18 protein-coding genes are annotated in these 12,543 nt (G+C 45.7%); 8 read left to right on the top strand and 10 right to left on the bottom strand.

Annotated elements, in window-relative coordinates:
- Window position 1: 1 nt before the first annotated feature.
- Both KKOR_RS04410 and KKOR_RS04405 read right to left on the bottom strand, forming a co-directional pair.
- On the bottom strand, window positions 2-919 hold the full coding sequence (locus KKOR_RS04410) for a segregation and condensation protein A (protein WP_012800813.1): 918 nt from the start codon (window positions 917-919) through the stop codon (window positions 2-4).
- A gap of 31 nt (window positions 920-950) precedes the next feature.
- A complete protein-coding gene (locus tag KKOR_RS04405) occupies window positions 951-2,168 on the bottom strand; it encodes a tryptophan--tRNA ligase (protein ID WP_222831903.1) in 1,218 nt (405 codons plus the stop codon).
- Between the two features lie 158 nt (window positions 2,169-2,326).
- Between KKOR_RS04405 and KKOR_RS04400 the strand changes: the two genes are divergently transcribed.
- Genes KKOR_RS04400 through KKOR_RS04380 form a run of 5 tightly spaced genes read left to right on the top strand, consistent with a single transcriptional unit; the run spans window position 2,327 to window position 4,622 of the window.
- Window positions 2,327-2,746, top strand: coding sequence for a MarR family winged helix-turn-helix transcriptional regulator (locus KKOR_RS04400; protein ID WP_187287327.1), 420 nt, complete (start codon window positions 2,327-2,329; stop codon window positions 2,744-2,746).
- 2 nt (window positions 2,747-2,748) lie between these two features.
- Window positions 2,749-3,366: a glutathione S-transferase family protein gene (locus KKOR_RS04395; protein WP_012800810.1), complete on the top strand. Its 618-nt coding sequence runs from the start codon at window positions 2,749-2,751 to the stop codon at window positions 3,364-3,366.
- 10 nt (window positions 3,367-3,376) lie between these two features.
- Window positions 3,377-3,736 carry a DUF1428 domain-containing protein gene (locus KKOR_RS04390; RefSeq protein ID WP_012800809.1) on the top strand — a complete coding sequence of 120 codons (360 nt, stop codon included), beginning with the start codon at window positions 3,377-3,379 and terminating at the stop codon, window positions 3,734-3,736.
- 31 nt (window positions 3,737-3,767) lie between these two features.
- Complete coding sequence (locus KKOR_RS04385) at window positions 3,768-4,244, top strand: VOC family protein (RefSeq protein WP_012800808.1); 477 nt, start codon at window positions 3,768-3,770, stop codon at window positions 4,242-4,244.
- A 3-nt stretch (window positions 4,245-4,247) separates the two neighbouring features.
- Window positions 4,248-4,622, top strand: coding sequence for a VOC family protein (locus KKOR_RS04380; RefSeq protein ID WP_012800807.1), 375 nt, complete (start codon window positions 4,248-4,250; stop codon window positions 4,620-4,622).
- 24 nt (window positions 4,623-4,646) lie between these two features.
- On the opposite strand, the gene KKOR_RS04375 is transcribed toward KKOR_RS04380, so the two are convergent.
- Both KKOR_RS04375 and KKOR_RS04370 read right to left on the bottom strand, forming a co-directional pair.
- A complete protein-coding gene (locus tag KKOR_RS04375; protein ID WP_012800806.1) occupies window positions 4,647-5,270 on the bottom strand; it encodes an L-threonylcarbamoyladenylate synthase in 624 nt (207 codons plus the stop codon).
- A gap of 23 nt (window positions 5,271-5,293) precedes the next feature.
- The gene (locus tag KKOR_RS04370; protein WP_012800805.1) at window positions 5,294-6,124 is read right to left on the bottom strand and encodes a PHP domain-containing protein; all 831 of its coding nucleotides are present in this window, start codon (window positions 6,122-6,124) and stop codon (window positions 5,294-5,296) included.
- A 100-nt stretch (window positions 6,125-6,224) separates the two neighbouring features.
- On the opposite strand from KKOR_RS04370, the gene KKOR_RS13325 reads away from it, so the two are divergent.
- Genes KKOR_RS13325 through KKOR_RS04355 form a run of 3 tightly spaced genes read left to right on the top strand, consistent with a single transcriptional unit; the run spans window position 6,225 to window position 7,405 of the window.
- Entirely contained in the window at window positions 6,225-6,812 is a 588-nt protein-coding gene (locus KKOR_RS13325) for an inner membrane-spanning protein YciB (protein WP_187287326.1), read from the top strand.
- Between the two features lie 3 nt (window positions 6,813-6,815).
- Window positions 6,816-7,115 carry a YciI family protein gene (locus KKOR_RS04360; protein WP_012800803.1) on the top strand — a complete coding sequence of 100 codons (300 nt, stop codon included), beginning with the start codon at window positions 6,816-6,818 and terminating at the stop codon, window positions 7,113-7,115.
- 26 nt (window positions 7,116-7,141) lie between these two features.
- On the top strand, window positions 7,142-7,405 hold the full coding sequence (locus KKOR_RS04355; RefSeq protein ID WP_012800802.1) for a BolA family protein: 264 nt from the start codon (window positions 7,142-7,144) through the stop codon (window positions 7,403-7,405).
- A 367-nt stretch (window positions 7,406-7,772) separates the two neighbouring features.
- On the opposite strand, the gene KKOR_RS04345 is transcribed toward KKOR_RS04355, so the two are convergent.
- The 6 genes from KKOR_RS04345 to ispF all read right to left on the bottom strand — a co-directional run bounded on the left by KKOR_RS04345 (window position 7,773) and on the right by ispF (window position 12,514).
- Window positions 7,773-8,777, bottom strand: coding sequence for a peptidoglycan DD-metalloendopeptidase family protein (locus KKOR_RS04345; protein ID WP_012800800.1), 1,005 nt, complete (start codon window positions 8,775-8,777; stop codon window positions 7,773-7,775).
- A 49-nt stretch (window positions 8,778-8,826) separates the two neighbouring features.
- Entirely contained in the window at window positions 8,827-9,411 is a 585-nt protein-coding gene (locus KKOR_RS04340; RefSeq protein ID WP_012800799.1) for a YqaA family protein, read from the bottom strand.
- On the bottom strand, window positions 9,408-10,076 hold the full coding sequence (locus tag KKOR_RS04335) for a protein-L-isoaspartate(D-aspartate) O-methyltransferase (RefSeq protein WP_012800798.1): 669 nt from the start codon (window positions 10,074-10,076) through the stop codon (window positions 9,408-9,410). The genes KKOR_RS04340 and KKOR_RS04335 overlap by 4 nt, the downstream gene beginning before the upstream one ends.
- 99 nt (window positions 10,077-10,175) lie before the next feature.
- Entirely contained in the window at window positions 10,176-10,946 is a 771-nt protein-coding gene (surE, locus tag KKOR_RS04330; protein ID WP_012800797.1) for a 5'/3'-nucleotidase SurE, read from the bottom strand.
- Window positions 10,947-10,968: 22 nt separating this feature from the next.
- Window positions 10,969-12,024: a tRNA pseudouridine(13) synthase TruD gene (gene truD, locus KKOR_RS04325; RefSeq protein WP_012800796.1), complete on the bottom strand. Its 1,056-nt coding sequence runs from the start codon at window positions 12,022-12,024 to the stop codon at window positions 10,969-10,971.
- A gap of 1 nt (window position 12,025) precedes the next feature.
- The gene (gene ispF / locus KKOR_RS04320) at window positions 12,026-12,514 is read right to left on the bottom strand and encodes a 2-C-methyl-D-erythritol 2,4-cyclodiphosphate synthase (protein ID WP_012800795.1); all 489 of its coding nucleotides are present in this window, start codon (window positions 12,512-12,514) and stop codon (window positions 12,026-12,028) included.
- Between the last annotated feature and the right edge of the window lie 29 nt (window positions 12,515-12,543).

Below are 12,543 nucleotides of genomic sequence, written 5' to 3'. Positions count from 1 at the left end.
ATTAATCGACCGTTGGCTCAATATCAGCCAACTTGTCCTCAACAGATACCGAATCATCCTCCCCTTCTACTCCAGAGCTGATTTTGGCTCTGACGTGAATGGGGCCGTAACCTTCGGTTTGAATAATTTCTAATAGAGATTCTTTCGCCAGCTCCATAATCGCCAGGAAAGTCACCACCACACCCATTCGCCCTTCTTCGACATTAAAGAGCTGAGAGAAATCACAGAAACTCTGCGCCGATAAGCGCTCAAGTACAAAGCCCATTTTTTCTCTGACCGAAAGGGCTTCAAACTGAATATGGTGACTGGTAAACATCTCAGCACGGCGCAAAACATCACGCAAAGCTAATAAAAGCTCTTTCATGTCCACATCGGGATCAGGTCTGACAATATTTAATTCTGGCTTTTTAGCACTGACCGCATAGTTATCACGTCCCATCCGTGGTAACTCGTCAATATCTTCAGCGGCTTGCTTAAACTGCTCATACTCTTGTAAACGACGAATTAAATCGGCTCTAGGATCGTCTTCATCCTCCTCCGCATCTTTTGGGCGAGGCAAAAGAACTCGACTTTTGATTTCAGCCAGCATAGCAGCCATCACCAGATATTCAGCTGCCAGCTCAAGATGCAGAACCTTCATCAACTCAACATATTCCATATACTGCTCGGTAATATGAGCAATGGGAATATTAAGAATATCGACGTTCTGGCGCTTAATAAGATAAAGCAATAAATCAAGCGGGCCTTCGAAAGCTTCTAAAAATACTTCGAGTGCATCGGGCGGAATATAAAGATCCTTGGGAAAGTCCGCCATTTGCTCACCATCAATCAGCGCAAAAGGCATTTCTTCCTGAAGATGCCCTGCTTCTGCTGAATGCTCTTTGGCATCCGAAAGCTGTTCGCTGGTTGGTTCGCTCATATCAATTTCTCAAGTACTCAAATTAGTTAGACTATTTATAGGACAAACCCATCGCCTGGCGCACATCATCCATCGTTTCTCGGGCCACATCACGCGCACGCTCAGAACCTTCAGACACAATATTACGTACGATTTCAGGACTTTCCTGGTATTCCTTGGCGCGTTCAACAAAAATCTGTTGCTCGGCACAGACAGAATCAATCACTGGGCCTTTACAATCAATACAACCAATTCCGGCTGTTGTACACCCTTTTTGCACCCAATCTTTAACTTCGTCTGAAGAGTAAATCTTGTGGAATTCCCATACCGGACATTTTTCTGGAGTACCTGGGTCAGTACGACGTACACGCGCTGGATCAGTCGGCATAGTCTTAATTTTCTTTTCCACTGATTCGCGAGGTTCGCGCATCGCAATGGCATTGCCATAAGACTTCGACATTTTTTGACCATCCAGACCTGGCATTTTGGACACAGGCGTTAATAGCGCCTGTGGTTCTGGCAAAATAATCTTACCTTCACCATCCAAATAACCGTATAAACGCTCTCGGTCATTAATCGAGATGTTAGCTTGCGATTCGACTAAAGCCTGAGCCGTTTCCAAGGCCGACTGCTCGCCCTCTTCTTGGAACTTTTTGCGCAAGCTATTGTATAACTTAGCGTTTTTCTTACCCATCTTCTTGATGGCTTCAGTTACTTTTTCTTCAAACCCAGGCTCTTTACCATAGAAATGATTAAAGCGACGAGCCGCTTCACGGGTCATTTCAACATGCGGCACCTGATCAGCACCGACCGGCACATTACCAGCGCGGTAGACCAGAATATCAGCGGCCTGAAGCAATGGATAGCCGAGGAAGCCATAAGTAGATAAGTCTTTGTTTTGTAGCTTTTCTTGCTGCTCTTTGTAGGTCGGCACACGTTCCAGCCAACCCAAAGGCGTCACCATTGACAATAATAAGTGTAACTCAGCATGTTCCGGAACTTTAGATTGCACAAAAATGGTCGCTGCTGTGGGGCTGATGCCTGCTGCCAACCAATCCAACACCGTATCCCACACATATTCTTCTATGCGCGCAGTATCATCATAATTGGTGGTTAGAGCGTGCCAATCGGCAACCATAAAAAAGCACTCATACTCATGCTGCATTTGTGCCCAATTTTTTAAAACCCCGTGGTAATGTCCCAAATGCAAAGGGCCGGTAGGACGCATTCCAGATAAAACGCGCTTCTGGCCAACAGTAATAGAACTCAAAGAAATACCCTTATAATTATGTCGAAATAGTAAAAAATATGACTGCCCATTATAACGACAACATTTAAAAACGCTATCTTTCTATGTCCCGTGCAGTCATCCAAACTTGCGTGAACTCTTCAGCAAAAACTGGCATAAATCTTGACATAGGCAAATACGTGCATATACACTTAATTATGACGATGATACCTGAATTTATTGAAGCAAAAGACTGCTACTGTCTTGAGGCTCGGCGTAAAGCCAGAGCCATCACAAGGCTTTATGAAGAAAAGCTGAGACCTCACGGTCTCCGTGCCACTCAGTTTTCGGTATTGGCTGTCCTAAAGTTAAAGGGGCCAACATCGACCACAGAACTGGCTGATTTTTTAGTTCTTGAGCGAACCACCATGACCCGTGGAGCAGCTGTGATGGCAAAACACGGTTGGATTGAACCTTCACCAACTGAAGATAAGCGGGTTAAAGCATGGAGATTGACTGCATCAGGTTCTCAAAAACTCAAAGAAGCATTTCCAGCCTGGCAGGAAGTACAGCATCAACTTAAGAAAGACATGGAGACGAAACACAACGATAAGGAGTAACAATGAAGCTTTATTATGCGGAAACTGCAAATTGCTACAAAACCTGTGCGGTTGCACAGTATTTAAAATCCCCAGTTGAATTTGTTCGGGTTAACCTTGGCGAACTTGAACATAAGCAGCCAGAGTTTCTGGCAAAGAATCCCAATGGCAAAGTCCCTGTGCTTGATACCGGTAACGGCTATCTTTGGGAATCGGTTGCCATCATGTGTCACCTGGCACGTGAGGCCAAATCAGACTTGTGGCCCAATGATGAAAGACAGGTAGAAGTATTACGATGGATAAGCTGGGACTTTGACTGCTTCTTACCTGGCGCAGGCGTCTACTATTACGAAAATATCATTAAGCCACAATTTAATATCGGCAAGCCTAATCCTGATGCGCTAGCCGAAGCTGAGCCACAGTTTAAGCAACATGCCGAGCTTTTAAACACACACCTTGCCGGAAAAGATTTTGTCGTCGGCAACAGCCTGTCACTAGCAGACTTTTCTCTTGCCGTCATGCTGCCCTATTCCGAGCAGGCAAAGATCCCAATTGATGATTTCCCTGAAATTCAGCGCTGGCACAACAACCTTATGCAACTTCCCGCCTGGCGCTCCCCCTTCCCCACCAGAGATAAATAAGGAGTTTATTATGTCATTTTATATTGATGGATATGTTCTACCGGTACCAAAAGACAAGCTTGATGAATACATTGAAATGGCCAAAATGGCCGGTAGCGTCTGGAAAGAGTATGGCGCCTTAAAGGTCATCGAGGCTGTTGCAGATGATGTGCAACCGGGCAAAGTGACTTCTTTCCCGCAAAGTGTCCACCTTAAAGATAACGAGACCGTTATTTTCTCTTACATCCTTTATGAATCGCGCGAAGCTCGTGACGAAATCAATGAAAAAGTTATGAAGGATCCACGTCTTGCCGATATGAAGCCTGAGAATATGCCCTTTGATGGGATGAGAATGTTTTGGGGCGGATTCAAACCTATCGTCGAACTTTAGGGTCTATTGATTTTAATTAAAGGAGTAAATTATGAGTGACAACAATAATCAACCCAAAGCACCCATCGCACACCTTGTATGCAGCCCTTGCAATGAAGCCATTGAGTTCTATAAAAAAGCATTCAATGCAGAAGAAATACAAAAAATTCCATCGCCAGATGGCAAAAAAGTCATGCATGCATGTTTGAAGCTAGATGGCGGTTTTATCTTTCTGGTCGATGACTTTCCTGAGTTCAACCCAGATGGTAAGTCATTGTCTCCTCAGTCTCTAGGAGGAAGCTGTGTAACCATCCATCGTCAAGTTGAAGACTGTGATGTGGCTTTTAAAAAGGCTATTGATGCGGGTGCCAAAGCTAGAATGGAGCCCGAAGATACCTTCTGGGGTGATCGCTACGGTGCGCTCATCGATCCATTCGGACATCATTGGTCAATCGCTCACCATATAAGGGACGTTAGCGAAGATGAGATCGATAAATTTATGAAGAATGAATTTACCGAGAAGTGCTAAGACATGAGTAATATCTATTTCGAAATTCAAGCCACCGAGCCAATCAGAGCGATTTCTTTTTATGAGAAAGCTTTAGGATGGAAATTTACCAAAATGGATATGCTGCCTATCGACTATTGGCGGATTGAAGGAAGCAACCTTAGCGGAGGATTGATGCAAAGCCCCGCCCCGCTTCCTCCGCTAGAGTGTGGAACCAATGCCTTCGTGTGCTCTTTTGAAGTCAGTGATTTTGATAAGGTAGCGGAAGTAATCAAAGCCGAAGGTGGTCAGGTAGCGCTGCCAAAATTCGCAGTTCCGGGCATCTGTTGGCAAGGTTATTTTGTTGATACTGAAAATAATACCTTTGGTATTTTCCAGCCAGATGAAAGTGCTAAGTAGTTATTGAAACCCTACTAAAACAATTTACTCAAAAACAGTCGCATCACCAGCACCGTAACGAATAATTTCTGGATAACCGCTAGTCATGTCAACAACGGTAGTTTCCTGATGGCCACAATAGCCACCGTCAATTACCGCATCAACACGGCCATTCAGTTCATCAAAAATTTCGTATGGTGCCAAAACTTCGCCTTCGTCTTGACCAGGCAAGATCAAACTGGTGTTCATCATCGGTTCGCCAAGCGCTTCTAAAATCGCTTGTGAAATTGCGTTATCCGGAACGCGAATACCAATGGTTTTCTTTTTCGGATGCTTGAGCCGATTGGGCACTTCAGCAGTTGCGCGTAAGATGAAGGTATAGGGGCCCGGCGTGTTGTTTTTAATCAGGCGAAATGCGGTGTTATCGACACGTGCATAAAAGGCCAGTTCGGATAAATCACGACAGACTAATGTAAAGTTATGATCCTTTTCCAGATCACGTATCTGACGAATACGATCCAGTGCTTTTTTATCACCAATATGACAACCAAGCGCATAGCCGGAGTCTGTTGGATAAACGACAACACCACCATTACGAATAATGGCAACGATCTGGCTGACCAATCGTGGCTGTGGATTTTCGGGATGTATTTCAATCAGTTGAGTCATAAGTTATCTTTTAATTTTTCGAGTTACTGCCAGGCTGTCCATACCGGAGTGACATTATCAGGCAGAGGTGGAAACTTTCCGAGCAGGGCCCATGGTTTATCCGGAGAATGGAAATCTGAGCCCTGTGAGCCAAGCAGGTTATACTTTTGCACCCAGTTTGCCAATAGGTTTTTCTTGCCTGGGTGTATATTAGGATAACACACCTCAATCGCTTCACCGCCCATCCGCTGAAAGGCCTGTATCAGCTCATGCAGTTGATTAGAGCCCATCTTGTAGCGTGTGGGATGCGCTAAGACTGGAACACCACCAGCTTGCTTAATAATCGCTGTAGCGTCCTCCAGCTCAAACCAATCGTCTTTGACAAAAGCCTTGCCACCTTTAGCCAGATACTTTTTAAACGCATTGGCAAAATTGTTGACCACGCCTTTATCAAGCAAATATTGCGCCAGATGAGTGCGACAGACCATATTTTGCTCTTGCAACATAAGTTCTACATCAGCAACAGCTCCTTCTAAACCGGCTTTTTGCATCTTATGCGCCATTTCTAACGCTCGAGTGTGACGTTTTTGCTGCTGGAGTTTTAAAAAAGAAGATAAGCCTGAATGCTCAGGATCAATGTTTAGACCGACAATATGCAAGGTATGCTTGCCCCAGCCTGCTGAAATCTCGACACCTTCAATGATCTTGATGTCGAAATCATGTGTTTGTTCGCGCAATGATAGAACGCCAGCCACAGAGTCGTGATCGGTAATGGCCAGCTCGTCCACGCCACGCTCTACCGCCAACGAAACCAGTTCCAGTGGCGACAGGCTACCGTCCGATGCATGAGTATGATTGTGTAAATCTCTAAGCACGTTAATCCTGCTTGGTTGTAGGTATCAAATGAAAACGGTTACCAGTTTGCCTATCTTTTGCATTCAGGTAAACTTGGCGGGCACTTTTTTGGAGTCTAATATGACCTTTTTGAAAGAAAACTACCCGATAGTCGCATTTATCGCGGTATACCTGATCACCAAGAACCTGATTCTTGCAGCGGCAGTATGGAGCGCGGGCTCCTTGGTGCAAATTTTGACCAGCGTATTGACCAAGCAACCGATTAAAAAAAGCCACATCGCCTACTTTGTTCTTGGTGTTCTGTTAGTAGTTTCGGCTTATTATTTCGACGACGAAAACTTCATCAAGTGGAAAACCAGCATAATTCTTTGGGCCGGCTCATTGGTTATCTTATTCCGCCAAATCTTCAGCAAAAAGTACATTATTCAAGATTTACTCAAAGCCAATCAGGTGCTGAAGGATACCGCACCACACAGTCTACTGGCTAAAATCAACTGGTTATGGATTCTGTATTTAACAGGCTTCGGCTTTTTGAATCTCTATGTCGCTTATACCTTTAGCACCGACGTCTGGTTCTGGTTTAAAATTATCGGCCTCTTTGCGTCAACCATGCTGCTGTTCATCATCAGCATCATTATGTTGAAAGAACACGTTAACCTAGACGACCCACAAAAGAATGGGCCCGACAAAAAAGACTCGCAGGAATAAATCATGCTTTATGTCATCTTTTCTCAAGACGTTGAAAACTCATTAGCGCTACGTTCTCAAGCACGTCCAGCACATGTCCAAAGACTTCAAGCATTAAAAGAGCAAGGCCGCCTGATACTGGCCGGTCCCTGCCCTGCCATCGACGCAGAAGATCCGGGTGAAGCAGGCTTCACCGGTAGCATGATAGTCGCCGAGTTTGATTCACTGAAAGACGCCCAGGCATGGGCAGATACCGATCCATATATCGAAGCGGGCGTTTACCAATCGGTTATCGTAAAACCTTATAAGAAGGTCTTGCCTTAAGTCATTAAAGAATTTTGGAGAATATAATGAATAACTCACAACGCCTTGAACGCATGCAACAACTGATTCAAGACGCGCTCAAACCGACGCAATTGGAAATCATCGACGACAGCCACAAACACATCGGCCACGCCGGAGCCAGAGATGGCAAAGGCCACTTTACCGTTATTATTCAAAGTGAAGCCTTAGAAGGAAAACGTATGCTGCAACAGCATCGAGCTGTTTATGATGCACTAGGCGATATGATGGAAACTGATATTCATGCGCTAGCGATTAAGGTGATTAAATAAAAGCGGTACACCTAGGGCAGGATCTGCGTCTCGACGCACCCTACGATTTGTCAGGAATCCTTCTTAAACGCCTCATATTTCTCAGTTTTGAAAGCCACATAATTGATAACGATACTAATGAATAAAAATAAAAATACTAAATAAATCCAGACATAAGAGTGGTCAAAAAGGAATATGGCTATAAGTCCCATTGGCAAAATAAGAAACTCAGCAATCAGCATGAAATAAGTAAACACTTTTCCCTTTAAGGCATATATTGACTTGCAATTTGAACAGCTTAATTCGCCCCAAAATAATCCCCACAAGAAGCCTAACAGAGTAAACTCTTCATTACAGCTTGGGCACTGAGCATATTTCAAAGTCACAACTACCGCTTCGGTAAATAACGCATGGGATCGACGGGTTTGCCTTTGAAACGGATTTCAAAGTGCAGTTTGGGAACATCACTGTCGGTGTTGCCGACTTCGGCAATTTTCTGGCCAGCTTTGATGATTTCGTTTTCCTTGACCAACAAAATGCGATTGTGTGCGTAAGCGCTGATGAAGTCGTTGTTGTGTTTAATGATGACCAGGTTTCCATAACCTCGCAGGCCACGGCCAGCATACACTACTCTTCCGGCGGCGGAGGCTCGCACCGGGTCGCCTAAGTTTCCGGCAATATCAATCCCTTTGGAGCTTTTGCTGGCGCCAGAGAAGCCTTGAAGAATTTGGCCCATAGTTGGCCACATCCAGTATTTGACCGGTGAATTAGGTGTGTAGGCGATTGGCTCCTTGCTACCACCGGTAGTATTTGAAGTGCCTGTCGGTTCCTTCTTGGGTTCTTTTTTAGGTTCTTGCCGCGTCACTGGTTGCGCTGGCTGAGTGTTTGCTTGAGTGCCTGGCTGGGTTTGATTAGCGGCCGGCGTTCTGGGAACTTCAGTCACAGGTCTTCTGGCAACGCTGACAGGGGTACGACGAGAAGCATCAGTGGATTGCTGCGCACCAGGGGGTTCAGTACCTGCAACTTCATATTCGTCTGCCGGAGTAATATCTCGAGCTCTCTGTAAATTGATACGCTGTCCGGCATGAATGGTGTAATTACTGTCGATATCATTGGCTTGGGCAAGAATGTTGTAGTCAAGCCCATAACGGAATGCGATGGAGTATAGAGTGTCTCCAGGACGCACATGATAGAACTGCTGGCTGTTATCGACTTCGGAAGGCGGGTAGAAGCTGTGCAACTGTGCTTTATAGTTGTTAGCTTCGCGTTCTTCGACAGGAGCTAACCGCTCGTTACCGCAGCCCTGCAGCCAAAAGACCACTAGCACGATAGCGACGATCCAGAGTGAGCGGATGGCCGAGCGCTTGAGTATGTCTTTAGTTTCCTGTCGCATGCCTTAGTTAAAAATCCTTGTTTTACAATGAGTTATTGATTTTGCTAGCTTACACGTATTTATAAATAATATAAGCGGTGACCGCAAGGATTAAGAAGCCCCAGCCAATCCAGTCTACATATTGACGCAACTTATGCCGCATTGGTTCCCCGCCCCACTTCACTAATCCGCCAATTAGATAAAATTGTGCGGCACGAGCTACGATTGAGGCTAACACAAATGGCAAAAAGGCCATGCTCAGCGCGCCGGCGGTTAATGTGAATATTTTATAGGGAACAGGAGAGAAGCCCGCAATCAGTACTACCCAGACGCCAAAATCAGCAAACCAGACCACCGCTCTTTCGTAGGTCTCTAAGTAGCCAAACTGTTCAATCGCTGGCAACACCCAGGATTCGAAGGCAAAAGCGCCGACCAGATAACCGACGATACCGCCTAAAACAGAGGTCACTGTCGCAAGGCCAGCTAATCTCAAAGCTCGGTGCGGAGTCGATAATGCCATTGGTGCCAACATGGCGGCAGTTGGAATGGGGAAAAAGATGGATTCGATGAAACTGATAAAGCCTAAAATATAAACCGCGTACTTATGACGAGCCCAACGCATGCAAGCGTCGTACATCTTGGTAAAAATATTCATCGCGCAACGCCACTAACTAAAGGTACGAATTTTACTTTCTCAATAACGGTTTTTTTGAACTCATCACCCTGGCGCTCCACCAGAATCAACTCTTGAGCTGTTTCGGTTTGCCCAACGGGGATAACCATACGCCCGCCATTAGCTAGTTGCGCCATCAGTTTTTCAGGAATTGAAGGCGGAGCAGCGGTGACGATAATCGCATCAAATGGCGCGTTCTGTTGCCAGCCATTAAAGCCATCCGCGAAGAGATATTGAACATTATGAATATTCAGCTGCCCTAACGTCTTACGAGCTTGCATGTGCAAAGCTCGAATACGCTCGACAGTAAATACCGTTTTGCAGAGCTTGGACAAAATGGCTGTTTGATAACCGCAACCTGTTCCAATCTCTAGTACCTTATTCATCGAGCCTGATTCAAGCAAAGCCTGAGTCATACGGGCGACAATATAAGGTTGCGAGATGGTCTGCCCCATGCCAATAGGCAAAGCAGTGTCTTCATAGGCGCGGTGGGATAAACCCTCATCAATAAACACATGACGGGGCGTGTCTTCTACTGCTTTCAAAACCTGCTGATTGGTAATACCTTCGGCAATCAAGCGCTGAACCAAACGGCCACGCGTTCTCGCTGAAGTCATGCCAATACCAGAAAAATGAGTTGCGTTCATAGTTGTCTGTCTGTTCTGTATTGTTGTTATTACTAAAGTAGTTATAGCTAAAGTTGTTTCAGCTAAAGTTGTTATAGTACTGCGCCAGCTTTTAGTTGATTATTTGTTAGTGGTAAAAGGAGAATCAAAGGCCTCCAAAAAATCTTCCACTTCATCAAAGCTGTTATACGCAGTCAGATCCACGTTGACTGGCGTTATTGAAACGTAACCCTGCTCAACCGCATGAAAGTCCGTTCCTTCCCCAATATCTTGCCCGCTCGGTAAAGGCCCCAACCAATAAACCTGGCGCCCTTTTGGATCTGTATCGGGAATAATAGTATCAGCACGGTGGCGATTTCCCAAGCGCGTTAACTTAATTCCCTTTAATTCTTCATAAGGAAGATCAGGAACATTGATATTCAAGACCCGATCTTTGCCCAAAGGGTGTTCAAGCAGCCCTTCGATAATCTCAGTTGCGACACGAGCTGCTGTATCATAATGCTGGCAATTGTGCCCGACTAAAGACACCGCCACTGCGGTATAACCCAGTGCACGCCCTTCCATCGCAGCAGCAACCGTACCGGAATAGAGCGTGTCATCACCCAGGTTAGCCCCAGTATTAATGCCAGCCACCACCATATCAGGCGCAGCGCCCATTAAATGGTGGGTACCTAGGTGAACACAGTCGGTTGGCGTACCAGTGACGGCAAAAAATCCGCGCTCCGTTTGCCAGGCGCGAATCGGATGTTCCAAAGTTAATGAATTGCTGGCACCGCTTCGATTGCGGTCAGGTGCAACCACCGTCACCTGCGCAATGCGTTGCAAATGGTCATATAAGGCGTTAATTCCTGGCGCAAAAAAGCCGTCGTCATTACTTAACAATATTTTCATAGGATCATTTTCTTACGTTTCTTTATTGTGGTTTATGGTTTGTTTTAAGCTCGAACAATTCACGTAACAAGCTGGTGGCAAAGGCTCCTTTAGGCAGACTGAAAGCCAGCTCCAGAGTATTGTCATTGTGCCATTGCAAGATGACATTTTGCGGGAATACGCGAATGGCACGTCGTTCGCCATTGAGGCCTTTGCGCTCCAAAGCAGCAATCAGCTCATGATAAGGCTCAAGAACTGTTGTTTCAAACTCAGCGGCTTCAGCTAACAGCTGCGAGCGGCCGCGCCCTGGCATGGGTGCGGTAGGATGAATATCATTGGCTGCAAAGCGTGGCAACTCCTGCGCCATCTCCTGAACTGTGAAACCACTTTCGGAGCCATCAAGCTGCACATAGTCCCCATCCAGCAGTTCTGTGAAGTTCCCTGCTTCAATACGCTTAGCCAAAACCTGATTAAAGAAAAAGGAGCGCACAGCAGAAAATAGCATTCCCTGTAAATTACGGTTTTTGAGACGTTTATTAACCAGCAACAAGTCAGCGCCGCGAGTTAAATTGTCGCCATTATGACCAAATCGTTGTTCACCAAAGTAATTGGGGAAACCGTGCTCCTGAATCTGTGCCAGTCGTTGTTCGAGAGTATCTTTGTCAAACCCTGCTGAAAAAGTCAGGTCGCGTAACCTAATCTTGAAATGATTTTGCTTAACTGCACCAATACGTAATTTCTTATCATGGCGTGTCGCTTTCAGAACCGTTACTTCATCATCATTAAATTCTGACCAGTCAATTTCTTTAAGCAATGGCAACTGCACGCTAAACCATTGCTTGGCGATGGCAAAGCGATCTTTCTTTCCCGCATAACCAACATCGGTTGGATTCACTTCAGCGAAGCGCTGCAATTTATGACACACAATGTCAGTATTGATATTCCGCTTTTCGATGAGTAGCAAATGATGCGCACCTTCACCAGAAGCTTCGAAACGTAAATCTTCATCAACGCAGAAGTCACTTAATTGCTGGCGAAAAGTAGCTGTGGCTAATGGTGCGCCAAAGGCTCTTGGCCAATCCTGAACTTGGATCTCCACCTTAGGCTACGCTCTTGTAAGATTGCAGCAAACAGACCGAGTGCACAGCGATGCCTTCTTTGCGCCCGATGAAACCCAGTTGCTCGGTAGTGGTGGCTTTAACATTCACCTGGTTTAACTCAACCTTGCAAATATCCGCAATGACCTTACGCATGTCAGGAATCTTAGCGGCCATTTTGGGGGCCTGTGCCACAATGGTGACATCAAGGTTGCCAAGCTCATAACCTTCTTCCTCAACTTGTTGCATCACAGCCACTAGCAAACCACGACTATCGGCGCCAGCGAATGTCTCATCGGTATCGGGAAAGTGATGACCAATGTCACCTTTAGCAATAGCTCCTAACAGCGCATCACAGATAGCATGCAACACCACATCGCCATCCGAATGAGCAAGCAAACCCTGCTCACCCGGAAATTCAACACCGCCCAAAATTAATGGGCTATCGCCACCAAATTTATGAACGTCATAACCATGACCAATTCGAAACATAACCATCCCAACAATCGCGCTTAAAGAAA

The sequence above is a fragment of the Kangiella koreensis DSM 16069 genome (genome assembly GCF_000024085.1).
GTDB classification, from domain to species: Bacteria; Pseudomonadota; Gammaproteobacteria; order Enterobacterales; family Kangiellaceae; genus Kangiella; species Kangiella koreensis.
The sequence above is the reverse complement of the archived record's forward strand: the minus strand, read 5'-3'. Positions and strand labels throughout refer to the sequence as shown.